Below are 13,357 nucleotides of genomic sequence, written 5' to 3'. Positions count from 1 at the left end.
AAATCGGCCGCGCCCGCACGGACCGATCGTTCTGGGCCGCGGACGACCGGTCCCCGAATCAGGGCCAGCTCCCGGCTTCCGCGAAGGCGTCGGCGACCCGCTGGATCGCGACGACGTAGGCCGCGGTTCGGGGGTTCTCGAGGTCGTGTTCCTCGTAGGTCTCGACGAGGGCGTCGAAGGCGTCGACGATGACCGTCTCGAGTTCCTCGTTGACCCGCTCTTCGGCCCAGTAGAAGCGCTGGCGGTTCTGGACCCACTCGAAGTACGAGACGGTAACCCCGCCCGCGTTCGCGAGGATGTCCGGAATGACGAAGACGTCTTTCTCCTCGAGGACCTCGTCGGCCGCGGGGGTCAGCGGCCCGTTCGCGGCTTCGGAAATGACGTCCGCCTCGACGTCCTCGGCGAGGTCGGCGTCGATCGCGTTCTCGAGCGCGGCCGGGATCAGCAGGTCGACGTCGAGGGTGAGGACTTCGTCGTTGGTGAGTTCCGCTTCGCTTTCCTCGTAGCCGACGACGCTGCCGGTCTCGTTCTTGTAGTCCTTGGCCGCGACCGGATCGAACCCGTCCGGGTTGTAGATACCGCCGCTCGAGTCGCTGGCCGCGACGACGGTCGCGCCCATCTCGTCGATCAGTTTGGCGGCGATCCAGCCGGCGTTGCCGTAGCCCTGCACGGCGACGGTCGCGCCCTCGAGATCCTTGTCGAGGTAGTCGAAGGCCTCGCGCGCGGCGATGACGGTCGAGCGACCGGTGGCCTCGACGCGGCCCTCGCTCCCGCCGGAGTCGAGTGCCTTGCCCGTGATGACGCCCGGCTCGGTCGTGTTCTCGAGGGTCTCGTAGGTGTCTTTGATCCAATTCATCTCCCGCTGGCCCGTGTTCACGTCGGGTGCGGGAACGTCCCGGTCCTCACCGATCAGCGGGCGGAGTTCTTTCGCGAACGAGCGGGTAAGTCGCTCGAGTTCCGCTTCGGAGTAGTCGTCCGGATCGACCGCGATCCCGCCTTTGCCGCCGCCGAGCGGGATGTCGACGATCGCGGTTTTGTACGTCATCCAGCCCGAGAGCGCCTTGACCTCGTCGCGGGAGACCTGCGGGTGATAGCGGATGCCGCCCTTGTAGGGACCGCGGTCGCCGTTGAACTGCGAGCGGAAGGCCGTGAATCGCTCGAGGTCGCCGTCGTCGCGTTCGATCGTGAGATTGGTCTCGAGCACTCGCTCGGGGTGTTTGAGCCGCTCGATCACATCGTCGCCGATGTCGAGGTACGCCGCAGCGTCGTCGATCTGCGACTGCAGGCTTTCGAATGGGTTGGTATCATCGCTCATACGCAGTGGGTTCCGGCGACCGAGGGATAAGCGTAGCGAATATCTATCATGGAATGGGCCACCCGTCCAGTTTGATCCTTGAAAGTACCTTTTATATTGATCGTTCGGTCAGACCTCCTCGGCGGCTTCTGCCCGCTCAATGATCCGTTCGGCGCGGGCGATCAGCGGCGCGTCGATCATCTCGCCGTCGACCGCGAACACGCCCCGTCCCGCGGCGTCGGCCTCGCGTTTGGCCTCGAGGACGCGGGTCGCCCACTCGCGGTCCGCGGCCGAGGGCGTGAACGCCTCGTTGATCGGCCCGACCTGCGCGGGGTGAATCGCCAGTTTGCCGTCGTACCCCAACTGGATCGCGAAGTCGACGTCCTCGCGCAATGCGTCTTCGTCCTTGAAGTCGGAGACGATGGTGTCGATCGCGGTACACTCATTGGCCGCCGCCGCGAGCACGACGCGTTCCCGCGCGTAGAGCACCTCGGTTCCCGCCGCGGTCCGGGTCGCCCCGATGTCCGCCGAGAGGTCTTCCGCGCCGAACACCAGCGCGTCGGTCGCGGACACGGCCGCGATTTCGGGTGCCGCGAGGACGCCGGCGGCGCTCTCGATCAGCGCGAAGACGGGCAACATCGTCTCGTACGTACCGAGTTCGTCGACGAGCGCGTGGACGTCGTCGGCCGAGCCGACCTTCGGGAGCATGACGCTATCGAGCCGGAGTTCCGTGCCGTCTCCCAGTAGGGCATCGAGGTCGTCCCTGAGCGTCGATTCCGCCGCGTTGACTCGAACGCAGACCTCACACTCGGGATCGAAGTCGGGATCGGTCAGCACATCCCGAACGGCCTCGCGGGCCTCTGGTTTTCGCTGGGGGGAGACGGCGTCCTCGAGGTCTAAGACGATCACGTCCGCTCCGGACTCGGGCGCTTTCCGGCACATATCGGGTCGATCACCGGGCGTGAACAGGACGCTTCTGCGAACCATGTCCTCATCTCGGTCGTCCAGGGTCAAAGGCGTCGGTGTGGCAGCGCGTTTCGACGCGTCGACGACCGCTCGAATATTCGATTCGAGGAGCGCACTCGAGTGGGAACCCGACCGGGGCTGCGACCGTCGAACGGATCATAGACGGTCTCACGCGGACAGTGACCCGTTCGGTGACGGACACCCCTCGTGCAGAGTGAAAGGCGCGTCGACACGTGGGGGTGGTTCGTGACCGAAGCGATGAGCAGTGCTGCTCGGTGCGCAAATCGTTCCCACCCCTCGTGCAGAGTGAAACCTCGACTGCGGTTGCAATGTTTTTCACTCTGCACGAGGGGTACTCCGGCGGCGAAGCGACGGTGATGGGACCCACACCCCCCGTTCAGAGTGAAAACGGGTCCGAGCGGGGGCGGGGTGTCGACGACTGCCGGCGATTCCGAACCATTCCTGCGGGCTTCTGTTCGATCAATGGCCAATCTGAGACGGGAATCTGCCGATAGAGTGGCTCGAGCGGCAAATCGTGGCTCGTGTATCGATCTTCTGAAAGTCGGCAGTCGTGCTGTAGACGCAGCGGGAGCCACCCGGCGAGAAGACACAAAAGATATACGGTATGACAGGAACGAAACCATATGCCTGCGATCGCACTCGGATTTGTCGTCTATCTCGGGCTCCAAGGGATCATCGCACGGTTCGTCTACCGCGAAGCCGCGGTTCACAACCGCCATTCTCCGCTGCTTATCGCGATCGTCGCGTTCGTCTGCAGTGTCGTCGCTGTCTTTCTCGTGGACAGCGTCCTTTTGATTCTACTGGTCCAAGCGATCGCGATCGCGCTGTATCGCCTCGGGGCCGCTCGAAACCGATCAGGGACACCGCCGTAACCAGTGCAGCGGTCTCCGTCCGACCGGTCTCGTCTCGCATCCTCACCGGTTCGCATTTTCAGTCTGAACGAGGGGTGTGGACCGCTCACGATGCGAGTTCAGTCTGCATCCGGCTGAGTGGGGTGATTGCACCAAATTCGGCTTATACGGGTGCTATCGATCCTCTATGCTGTGCTTATCAGTCTGAACTACCTTCCATAGATTTATAACGACAGTCTTCCAGAACGGAAACATGGCTGAGCAGACGGGTGGGGACCCGCTCTTCGAATCTCACGACCCCATCTTTAATCGGAAGGAACTCCTCCACGTCGGTCACGTCCCCGATGAGGACCGCATCGTCGGGCGCGACGACGAGATCCAGTCCGTCGCGGCCGAGGTCGGTGCGATCACGCGCGGCGACCCGCCGAACAACGTGATGCTCTACGGCAAGACGGGAACCGGAAAGAGTCTCATCTCCCGGCACGTCGCGACTCGAGCCCAAGACGCCGCCCGGAGCAACGACATCGATTGTGGCGTGCTCTACGTCGACTGCTCCGAGGCGAACACGGAAACCCGAACGACGCGCCAGTTGGCGCTCAGTTTGAAAGACCAGACCGACTACCAACAGAACATCCCGCTTCGGGGGGTCGGAACGATGGAGTACTACCAGCACATCTGGCGCATTCTCGAGGCGTGTTTCGACGCAGTCATCGTCATCTTAGACGAGATCGACAAACTGGACAACAGCAACATTCTGATGCAGCTTTCCCGCGCTCGCGAAGCCCGGAAAACCGACGCGTACATCGGCGTGATCGGGATCAGCAACAAGGTCCAGTATCGGGAGACCCTCGACGAACGGATCGACAGCAGTTTCGGCCACCGCGAACTGTTCTTCCATCCCTACGACGCGTCCCAACTCCGGGAGATCATGCGCAATCGCGAGGACGCGTTCCAGCCCGACGTGCTCGAGGGCGGCACGATCGAACTCTGTGCGGCCCTCGCCGCGAAGAAACATGGAGACGCGCGGAAGGCGATCGAGATCCTCAAGGAAGCCGGCGAACTCGCACGTCGCACCGGCAGCGAGACGGTCTCGGAGGACCACATCCAGCAGGCACAGGAGGTCGCCGAGATCAACCGCATCGAAGAACTCACCAGCGGTGCGACCGTCCACGCGAAACTCGCGCTGTACGCGCTCGCGAGCCGCATCATTACAGGCGATCGGGAGACCTACAAGACCCGGGAGGTCTACGAGCGCTACGTCGGAATCTGCGAACTGGTCGCCAACGATCCGATCACTGAAAACGGACTCTACCGCCAACTCAAGGAACAGGCGTTCCTCGGCGTCATCGAGTCCGAGAAAACCGGCGGCGGTCGGTCGCAGGGCAGTTACCTCCTGCACCGCCTCGTCACCGATCCGAAACACATCGTCAAGGCCGTCCGCCGCGATTCCTCGCTCGAGGAACTGCCGACGTACGATCACCTCCGTGAGCGGGACTCGTCGACGGCGGACCGCGACGTCGACCTCGAGTCGTTTTCGTAGGACGACCGCTGGGTCGGGATCCCGTTCGTGCCGACCTAGTCACCATCAACTACTCTCCCACTGTCCTCTCACCGACCACCCACTCACTTACTCATCTACCACTCATTTCCCTCACCGCCCACCCCCTCACTCACCTCCAACTACCCACACCCACCCCGCCCCACCCCACCCATTCGAGACGGTTTTCAGTCTGAACGAGGGGTGGGGGACCCTCGTTGCGATCTGGACACCGCTCGCGTCGACCGACGAAAAAGAGTCGTAATCGGTGTTACACTGCTTCGGCGAGGTCGGACCGGCGTCGCGATCGGCGGTCGACGACCGAACCGCAGTCGGTACAGACGAGCAACCGCTCGCCGTCGGCCGTCGCGGTCTCCCAGTCGCCGGTGATCGGACTCTCGTGGCCACAGTCCGGACAGAAGAGGACGGTCTTTCGCTGCGCTGGCGGCGGGTGTGAATCGTCGTGCTGGGTCTGCGTTGACATTGCCGTTTCTAGGAATTCGAGGAGTATAGGGGTTGTGTGGTACGAACGACCGTGACGGTCCGACTCGTCCTTTAGTTGGCAGCCCTGCGTACTAAGCGGTTCGTCGTGGTCGGTTCCCGCGTGTCCATCGAGAGTACGAATCCGGCGACGGGAGACGTGGTCGACAGTTTCGACGAGACATCGACCGAAGAGCGAGACGAACACCTAGCGCGGGCGAACGAGACCTTCGAGGAGTGGCGCGATACGCCGATTCAGGCCCGCCAGCGGCTCCTCTCGAGGGCGGCCGACGTCCTCCGGGACAACGCGGACGAGTACGCCCACCTGATGACCGAGGAGATGGGGAAACCCATCGGACAGGCCCACGACGAGGTCAAGAAGTGCGCGTGGGTCTGTGACTACTACGCCGAACACGCCGCCGAACACCTACAGGACGAGGTCGTCGCGAGCGACGAGAGCGCCCGCACGGTCGTCGCCTACCAGCCGCTCGGCCCGGTGCTCGCCATCATGCCGTGGAACTTCCCGTTCTGGCAGGTGTTCCGCTTCGCCGCCCCCAACCTCGCCGCGGGCAACGTCGGCCTGCTGAAACACGCCTCGAACGTCCCCGGCTGTGCGCGGGCCATCGAGGACGTTTTCGAACAGGCGGGGTTCCCGGAGGGTGCCTTCACCTCGCTGCTGATCAGTTCCAGCGAGATCGACGAGGTGATCGAGGACGACCGCATTCGAGCCGTCACCATCACCGGCAGCGACGGGGCAGGCCGAGCGGTTGCCGAAACGGCCGGCAGCCAGCTCAAGAAGAACGTCCTCGAGTTAGGCGGGAGCGACCCCTTCGTCGTGCTCGAGGACGCGCCGATGGAGCAGACGGTCGAGACGGCGGTACAGGCCCGACTCATCAACAACGGCCAGTCCTGTATCGCGGCCAAGCGGTTCATCGTGGTCGAGGATGTCTACGACGAGTTCGTCGATCGGTTCACCGAGGCGATGGACGAGCAGGTCGTGGGCGATCCGATGGACGACGACACCGATATCGGCCCGCAGGCCCGCGAGGATCTGATGGAGGACCTCCACGAGCAGGTCGAGAAGACGGTCGATCAGGGCGGCGAGATCAAACTCGGCGGCGAGCCGATGGACCGCGACGGCGCGTTCTACCCGCCGACGGTACTCACGGATGTCCCGGAAAACGCGCCCGCGGATCAGGAGGAACTGTTCGGCCCGGTCGCGACGGTCTTCCGGGTCCCGGACGAGGCCGCCGCGATCGAGAAGGCAAACGACACCCGCTTCGGCCTCGGCGCGAGCGTCTGGACCGAGGATCTCGAGCGCGGCGAGCGGGTCGCCCGCCAGTTCGAATCCGGGCTGGCGTTCGTCAACGAACTTGTCAAGTCCGATCCGCGGCTGCCCTTCGGCGGCGTGAAGGACTCGGGCTACGGTCGCGAACTCGCCCGACACGGCATCCGGGAGTTCGTGAACACCAAGACCATCTGGGTCCAGCAGGACGCCGGCGAAGAAACGGAGATGGTCGAGTAACGCTGAACGCCGCGGTCGCTCGGATCGCGGTGTCTCGGCCGCGGTCACTCGCCCCGCTCGAGGTCGCCGCGATCACCCTCGTCGCTCGTCTCCGTGACGGCTCCCGCGTCGGGCCAGACGGCGATCGCGACGAGCGAGAGGTACACCGCGGCGACGGCGCCGATGACGAGCCAACCGGGCGTACTCGACACGGAAGCGGCCCGCACCAGCGAGACGTCTTCGCCGCTCAGCCGGACGAGCCAGATGAGCAGGAGGCCGACCAACAGCGGGAGGTACACCCGTCTGAGCCGATGGGCGAGCGCGTCTCGGAGCGGCATCTTCACAGCTGGATCCCTGTAGTCCTCGCTCAACTGGGGCCGCCAGTCGCGCTGTTCGATCCCTTCGGTGGGGTCGAGCGCGTTCGCGAAGAGGTTCTCCTGCATAGTCCGCACGCGCGAGCGCCAGATGTCGTACCGTCGGTACCGGCGGGCCTCGATCAGCAGGAACACGATGCCGATGAGGATCGCGACTAGGACGATCGAGTGTGCGGTATCCTCGCTCGAGAACGCGTACGCGAGGATGCCCGCGATGACCGTCACCGCCCAGTTGGTCGTCGAATCGAGCCGCGTCCGCCAGTTGACCGCTCGGTCAACCTCGCCGCGGTAGAGGTGGGCGACGACGGACCCGAGCCCGGTGCTCCCATCGACCATCTCGCGACCGATCTCGCGTTCGTCGGGCGCTTCCGGATCGAACTCGTCTCGATCGCGGCTCATCTCGTCTGGAGCAACGAGTACGCGAGAAAAGTGTCTGTTGCAGCACCATGCCGGCCGATACCGGTCACGCTCCTAGCGGTCACACGCCCCACGGGTACGTCTCCGGTACGCGTTTGGAGCCCGGGACGACGCCACGTTTTTGTAGGATCTGCGTGATTTCGAACGCATGACGGGACTGTACTACGAGGAGTTTTCGGTCGGCGAGACCATCGACCACGAGCGCCGGCGGACGATCTCCGAGAGCGACAACCAGCGCTTCTGTGATATGACGATGAACCAGCAGCCCCTCCATCTCGACGCCGAGTTCGCGGCCGACACCGAGTTCGGTCAGCGGGTGGTCAACGGCCTCTACACGATGTCGCTGGCCGTCGGCGTCTCGATCCCGGAGACGACCGACGGGACGATCGTCGCGAACCTCTCCTACGACAGCGTCGAGCACCCGAATCCGGTTTTCCACGGCGATACGATCCGCGCCCGGTCGACGGTCACGGACAAGCGCGAGACCAGCGACGGCGAGCGCGGGATCGTCACCATGCACGTCGAAGCGTTCAAAGCGAACGATCCGGACGAACCGCTCGTCTGCGAGTTCGACAGGACGGTGCTCTCGCTGAAACGGGAGCACGCGGTCAGCGACCACACGGACGATGGAAACGCGGGCAACGAGCACGCGAACGGGGAGGGTGCGTGATCGCGATGAGCACCGAATCAGAAGCGTCCGACGTTGCAGGCCCCGCCACCGCGGACCTCGAGTGGCTGTCGCTGGATGACGACGAGGAAATCATCTGGGCCGGCGGCCCGGATCGGCGGACGCTCATTCCGGCCGTTGCGATCGGGATTCCGCTGGCGATCGTCCTGATCGGCGTCGTCATCATCGTCAGCGAGTACCTCCGCGTGACGAACACCCACTACGTCGTGACGGACCGCGCGCTGTACAAGAAGACCGGTGTGCTCTCGCGGGACGTCAAGCGGATCGAACACGAGAAGGTCCAGGACATCTCTTACAGCCAGAGCGCGCTGGGAACGCACTTCGGTTACGGTACCGTCGAGGTCAGCACCGCCGGCGGCTCCGGCGTCGAGATGGCGTTCAACTCGGTTCCCGACCCGAAGGCCGTCCAGCAGCGGATCAGCGAACGGATCAAACGCGAGCGCGGCGAGTCCGCCGACGACCGCACGAAAGACGACGTGCTCGAGGAGATCCTCACCGAACTTCGAGCGATTCGAACGGCCGTCGAAGACGGGTCGGCCGGTCAGTCGTCTACCGAGAACCGATCCGCAGCCCAGCCAGCTGACGACCGCCAGTCCTACGAGTATGACGAGGATCAGTCGATCTGAGGCCGGCGGGCCGGCCGGGGGTGGAGACGAGACGCCGTCGGCCGCCGATCCGTCCGCGTCGGCTCCCCCGTGGCTCCCGCTCGAGGACGGCGACCGGATCCGCTGGCAGGCCGGTCCGCGAATCCAGACCGTCCTCCCGTGGGCCGCACTCGCACTCGTCGGCGCGGTCGCCCTGCTGGCCGCGGTCGTCGTCGATGTGCTTCCGATCGTCGCCGTCGCCGTCGCCGGCCTGGCGGTCGTCCTCGCGCCGGCGCTGTGGCAGTACGCTCGCGTCTCGCGAACGGCGTTCGTCGTCACGGAGACGGTCGCCGCCACGCGACACGGCGTCCTCGGGCGGACCGTTCGAATCGTCTCCCTCGAGCGGATCCAGAACACGACCGTCGAGCAGGACCCGATCGGCCGGATCGTCGGCTACGGCACCGTCACGATCGAGACCGCCGGCGGCTCGGAACTCGCGTTCTGGAACGTCGAGGAACCGGGCCGAATTCGCGACCGACTCGAGGCCGAACGCGAGCGTCTGACGGGGAGCGAGATCCCGGGCCGGCGCGACCAGTGGGAAGCGGTCCTCGCCGAGGTCCGGGAGTGGCGGCTGGGCCTCGAGCGGAACCCGTAATCAGCCCCCGCTCAGCGGACCTCGATATCGCCGTTCATCAATGGTTCGTGCGGGTTACAGACGTATTTCGCCATCTCTTCGCTCGCGATAATGTCGAGAAACTGATCAGGGCCCGGATCGGTCGTTACCTCGGTTTCGTAGTCGTCGACGACCTCGTCGTTCTCATCCCGAATTTCGATGTTATGTGCCAGGCCGTCACCGGATGACCAGCCGATCGTGTAGGATTCCCCTTCTTCGAGGACGAGCGTCGGGTTCTCGACGCCGGCGATGGCCGACGGTTCGCGCCCGACCCACGCGCTAGTCTCACCCGCGAAGTCGACCGTGCTACCGGGCTCGACCTCGAACCGTTTTTCGCCGGTTTCCTCGAGGTCGTCGACCCATGCGGGTTCCGCGACGGTCGTTTCGCCGATCCCGCTGAATTCGAAGCTGGCCTCGAGTTCGACGCGCGTGTCGTTCCGTACCCCGGATTGCGCCGCTCGAAATCGCCGAATCAGGCCGTCTTCGTCGACGAGGATCGATCCCTCCTCGTCGAGTTCGTCGTCGGGAACGTGTTGTTCCTCAAGGCCCGTGATGCTGACGCTGTGGACGGATTCGGCACCGATCGTCTCCGTGCCGTCGTACTCGCCGTCGGCGATCCGTACCCATGATTCCATCGGGTTGAGCGACGCCTCGACTAACTCACCGGCAGTGCGCTCCGTGACATGGTTACTGGTATTCGTTGCGCCGCGGTCACCGTCGATGTAGAGGGCGTGGTCCACGTCGCTCCCGTCCGGCCCCTCGAACGTGGTTTTTTCGAGGCGTTCGGCGCCGGGTTCGGAACGAACCTCGAAGAAATCCGGCGCCGTCGTCGTCGATTCGTCTGTGGTTTCGTCCGTCCGTCGGACCGTGATCGCGTACTCGCCGGTAAACGACGTTGCCGTCACCAGACTTCTGTGAGCGTCGAACAGCGCCGCCGGGTCGTCGATGCCGTCACTACTCAACCCCGGCGGAAACTCGAGATCGGTCGATTCGCCCTCGGGTCCGTCGTCGGTCTCGGAACTGCCGATATCGTCGCTGAGACAGCCGGCCAGTCCGACGACACTGAGCGCGCCACAGCCGCGGAGCCACCGCCGTCTCGTCGTTCTATTTGTCATACGACTATAGTTTCTATATCAGAAGATAAATCTATTGATGACAGCACACAGTACAGTCGATCCCGGGACCCAAGTCGTCCGACTGCTCGAAGCAACGGACTCGGGATGGAGCTTTGGTCCGCCCCTATCGCCACGGACCTCAGAGAACGCTCGCGATCGTGTAGACGTTAAGCACCGCGGCGGCCAGCCACGGCAGCGCGAGCCCGGCGGGGACGATCGGCCGGTACTCCCGCTCGAGGAGGAGCCGACAGACCAACCCGACGCCGATGGCGAAGCCCTTCAGCGCGAGCATCCCGCCCAGCCCGTGGCTCTCGATCGCCCCGCGAGCGGCGGGATTGGACTCGGACAGGCCGACGTGGAGGCCGACGAACGTCGTCACCACGTCGGCGAGCAGGGCCAGTATCACGACCGCCCAGAGCAGCCGCTCGAGGTCGACGGGCGTCACGTCGCCCGGCAAACGATGGCGCAGGAACGCGCCCTCGGAACTCATAGGCCCCCCGCCGGAATCGAACCGGCTCGTCGCGCCGTCGGGAACGAGCGTCGATTCCATCACGCGGGGTATTGTTATGCCAAGCGTAGGGGCCGCTCCGTCGTCGGTAAGCCGTCATAACCGCCGCTTCGCGCCGCTCGAGCGGCACAGAGCGGTCTCGGTTCGGACTCGCGGGTGAGAAGGTGATGAACGGGCCGCCTCGCTGTCGGCCAGCCGGCCCGTCAGAGAATCGTTCCGTGTTTCTTGTCGGGCAGCGACTTCTCGAGATCGGCGTAGAAGTCGAAGCGGGCGGCCAGTTCCTCGCGCAGCGCGCTCGGCGGGACGATCTCGTCGATGACGACCTCGCTGGCCATCCGGTGAATATCGATGTCTTCGCGGTACTCCTCGCGGAGTTCCTTTTCCATCCGTTCGCGCTCGTCGGGATCGTCGATCTCGGCGAGCTTGCGGGCGTAGACGGCGTTGATCGCCGCCTCGGGCCCCATGATCGCGATCTCGCCGGAGGGCAGCCCGATCACGCTCTCGGGATCGTAGGCGGGCCCGCCCATCGCGTAGATACCCGCGCCGTAGGCCTTGCGGACGACGACGGTCTGTTTCGGGACCGTGGCCGAGGAGGTCGCGTAGATCATCTTCTTGCCCTGCTCTAAGATGCCGTCTTTCTCGACCTGCGAGCCGGCCATGAAGCCGGGCGTGTCACAGAGGTAGAGTAAGGGGATGTTGAACGCGTCCGACTTCCAGATGAACTCCGCGGCCTTCTCGGCCGCGTCGGGGAAAATCGCGCCGGCGCGGTGGGCAGGTTGGTTGGCGACGATGCCGACCGGCCGGCCGTCGATCCGGGCGTAGGCCGTGACGATTTCGGGACCGTAATCGGGGCGTAACTCGAAGTACGAGCCCGCGTCGACGATCCGGTCGATAACGTCGGTCATGTCGTACCCCCGGTTTGGCTGCTGTGGGACGATCGCGTCGATGCCGTCCGGCGACTTCGCGGGCGCGGTCGGCTCCCGTTTCGGCGGCGTCTCGTCCGCGTTGTCAGGCAGGTAGGTGATCAACTGGGCCACGAGTTCGCGAGCGTGTTCCTCGTCGTCGGCGATCAGGTCCGCCGACCCCGATTCGCGCATGTGGACCTGCGGCCCGCCGAGTTCCTGTAGGTCGATGTCCTCGCCGGTGACCATCTGCACCATCCGCGGGGACGCGATCGCCATCGCGGACATCCCCTCGACCATGATCGTGAAGTCCGCGAAGACCGGCGTGTAGGCCGCGCCGGCGATCGAGGGGCCGTAGAGCACGCAGATCTGTGGCACCCGCCCGGAGAGCATCGAGTGGTTGTAGTAGTACTTCCCGATCCCCTCCCGGTTGGCGAAGAAGCCGGTCTGCTGGTCGATCCGGCCGCCCGAGGAGTCCATCAGGTAGAACACCGGATTGCCGGTCTTGAGCGCGCGCTGTTGCATCCGGAGGAACTTCTCGACGCCCTTGGCGGCCATACTTCCGCGCTTGACCGTGTAGTCGTTGGCCATGACGTGGATGTCCCGCCCCTCGAAGGTCGCCGCAGCCGTGATCAGGCCGTCCGCCGGCAGCCGGTCGTCGGTGTCTTCGTCCGTGTTCGCCCCGCTCGAGTGCCAGTCGTCGAACGCCGCGAACGTGCCGTCCTCGAAGCGCAACTCGCTGTCCGCGCCGGAAAACCACAGCTCGAGCCGATCGCGGACGAACAGTTTCCCCTCCTCGGCAAGTTGGTCCCTGTACTTCTCGGGACCACCCTCGAGGATGTCCGCGATTTCCTCCCGCAGTCGCTGCTCGCGCTCGGTCGGCTCGAGGTCGTCGTCATCGCCGGAGTCGTGGGTCTCCGCACCGGGGCTGGCCGTCGTTCCCTCGTCGGCCGGGACGCCGGGCTCCCCGTCGATCTCGTGGACCGCCGTCGGATCACTTTCGTCGCCGCAGTAGACTTCGACCGTCTCGCCGACGTGATCGGCCAGCGCGGCCGCGATCGCCGCAGCCTCCTCGCCGTCGGCACCGGCCGTGATACGAACTCGCATGCTACTGCCTGTGTCGGGCGACCGGATACCGTTTTCCCCGATTCGCGATCGCTCGAGCGAGCGGGCCGTCGGCTCGGGGCTCGAGGCACAGAGATGGAAAGGAGAGAACGGTCCGCGCCGAATCGATCGCCACTGATCATCGGCGCTCGCCGCGAGGGGATGAGGAGGTTGCGTCATCGCGGCCGGCGCGAACCGATCGAGAGGTGCGTTCTGCCTCCGCGGTCACCAACACGGAGACAATACGTACTGACCGGGCACGTGACACGAACGCTTGCGTTCAGTCGTGCAGCTATTATATCGGGGTATTTCCAGTGGGAATGGCCGCCGTCTCGTGGG

At 64.9% G+C, this 13,357-nt stretch carries 13 protein-coding genes; 6 read left to right on the top strand and 7 right to left on the bottom strand.

Annotated features, from left to right (window positions below; translation table 11 throughout):
* Nucleotides 1–58: 58 nt before the first annotated feature.
* Together FEJ81_RS13440 and FEJ81_RS13435 are read right to left on the bottom strand one after the other, a co-directional pair.
* On the bottom strand, nt 59–1,315 hold the full coding sequence (locus FEJ81_RS13440) for a Glu/Leu/Phe/Val family dehydrogenase (protein ID WP_138245770.1): 1,257 nt from the start codon (nt 1,313–1,315) through the stop codon (nt 59–61).
* 108 nt (nt 1,316–1,423) lie between these two features.
* Nucleotides 1,424–2,281, bottom strand: coding sequence for an HpcH/HpaI aldolase/citrate lyase family protein (locus FEJ81_RS13435; RefSeq protein WP_138245769.1), 858 nt, complete (start codon nt 2,279–2,281; stop codon nt 1,424–1,426).
* A gap of 623 nt (nt 2,282–2,904) precedes the next feature.
* Here FEJ81_RS13435 and FEJ81_RS13430 point away from each other — a divergent pair.
* Together FEJ81_RS13430 and FEJ81_RS13425 are read left to right on the top strand one after the other, a co-directional pair.
* A complete protein-coding gene (locus FEJ81_RS13430) occupies nt 2,905–3,153 on the top strand; it encodes a sporulation control protein (protein ID WP_138245768.1) in 249 nt (82 codons plus the stop codon).
* Nucleotides 3,154–3,385: 232 nt separating this feature from the next.
* A complete protein-coding gene (locus tag FEJ81_RS13425) occupies nt 3,386–4,672 on the top strand; it encodes a Cdc6/Cdc18 family protein (RefSeq protein WP_138245767.1) in 1,287 nt (428 codons plus the stop codon).
* 268 nt (nt 4,673–4,940) lie between these two features.
* On the opposite strand, the gene FEJ81_RS13420 is transcribed toward FEJ81_RS13425, so the two are convergent.
* Nucleotides 4,941–5,153: a hypothetical protein gene (locus FEJ81_RS13420; protein WP_138245766.1), complete on the bottom strand. Its 213-nt coding sequence runs from the start codon at nt 5,151–5,153 to the stop codon at nt 4,941–4,943.
* Nucleotides 5,154–5,273: 120 nt separating this feature from the next.
* On the opposite strand from FEJ81_RS13420, the gene FEJ81_RS13415 reads away from it, so the two are divergent.
* The gene (locus tag FEJ81_RS13415; protein WP_138245765.1) at nt 5,274–6,674 is read left to right on the top strand and encodes an NAD-dependent succinate-semialdehyde dehydrogenase; all 1,401 of its coding nucleotides are present in this window, start codon (nt 5,274–5,276) and stop codon (nt 6,672–6,674) included.
* 44 nt (nt 6,675–6,718) lie between these two features.
* Here FEJ81_RS13415 and FEJ81_RS13410 read toward each other — a convergent pair whose 3' ends face one another.
* A complete protein-coding gene (locus tag FEJ81_RS13410) occupies nt 6,719–7,426 on the bottom strand; it encodes a DUF2270 domain-containing protein (RefSeq protein WP_138245764.1) in 708 nt (235 codons plus the stop codon).
* A 166-nt stretch (nt 7,427–7,592) separates the two neighbouring features.
* Between FEJ81_RS13410 and FEJ81_RS13405 the strand changes: the two genes are divergently transcribed.
* The 3 genes from FEJ81_RS13405 to FEJ81_RS13395 are packed head-to-tail and all read left to right on the top strand — an operon-like array spanning nt 7,593 to nt 9,371.
* Nucleotides 7,593–8,114, top strand: coding sequence for a MaoC family dehydratase (locus FEJ81_RS13405; RefSeq protein WP_138245763.1), 522 nt, complete (start codon nt 7,593–7,595; stop codon nt 8,112–8,114).
* A gap of 5 nt (nt 8,115–8,119) precedes the next feature.
* Nucleotides 8,120–8,758 carry a PH domain-containing protein gene (locus FEJ81_RS13400; RefSeq protein WP_138245762.1) on the top strand — a complete coding sequence of 213 codons (639 nt, stop codon included), beginning with the start codon at nt 8,120–8,122 and terminating at the stop codon, nt 8,756–8,758.
* Entirely contained in the window at nt 8,736–9,371 is a 636-nt protein-coding gene (locus tag FEJ81_RS13395; RefSeq protein WP_138245761.1) for a PH domain-containing protein, read from the top strand. The genes FEJ81_RS13400 and FEJ81_RS13395 overlap by 23 nt, the downstream gene beginning before the upstream one ends.
* Nucleotides 9,372–9,382: 11 nt before the next feature.
* Here the strand turns inward: FEJ81_RS13395 and FEJ81_RS13390 are convergent, their stop codons facing one another.
* The 3 genes from FEJ81_RS13390 to FEJ81_RS13380 all read right to left on the bottom strand — a co-directional run bounded on the left by FEJ81_RS13390 (nt 9,383) and on the right by FEJ81_RS13380 (nt 13,021).
* Entirely contained in the window at nt 9,383–10,504 is a 1,122-nt protein-coding gene (locus FEJ81_RS13390; RefSeq protein ID WP_138245760.1) for a DUF7537 family lipoprotein, read from the bottom strand.
* Nucleotides 10,505–10,643: 139 nt separating this feature from the next.
* Nucleotides 10,644–10,994, bottom strand: coding sequence for a DUF5658 family protein (locus FEJ81_RS13385; protein WP_138246790.1), 351 nt, complete (start codon nt 10,992–10,994; stop codon nt 10,644–10,646).
* A 221-nt stretch (nt 10,995–11,215) separates the two neighbouring features.
* Nucleotides 11,216–13,021 (bottom strand): acyl-CoA carboxylase subunit beta, encoded by a 1,806-nt coding sequence (locus FEJ81_RS13380; RefSeq protein ID WP_138245759.1) that lies wholly within the window; start codon nt 13,019–13,021, stop codon nt 11,216–11,218.
* Nucleotides 13,022–13,357: the final 336 nt, after the last annotated feature.

The organism is Natrinema versiforme, from assembly GCF_005576615.1.
In the GTDB taxonomy this organism is placed as follows: Archaea; Halobacteriota; Halobacteria; order Halobacteriales; family Natrialbaceae; genus Natrinema; species Natrinema versiforme_A.
Note: the sequence above shows the minus strand (reverse complement) of the source record. Positions and strands in the feature narration are given on the sequence as shown.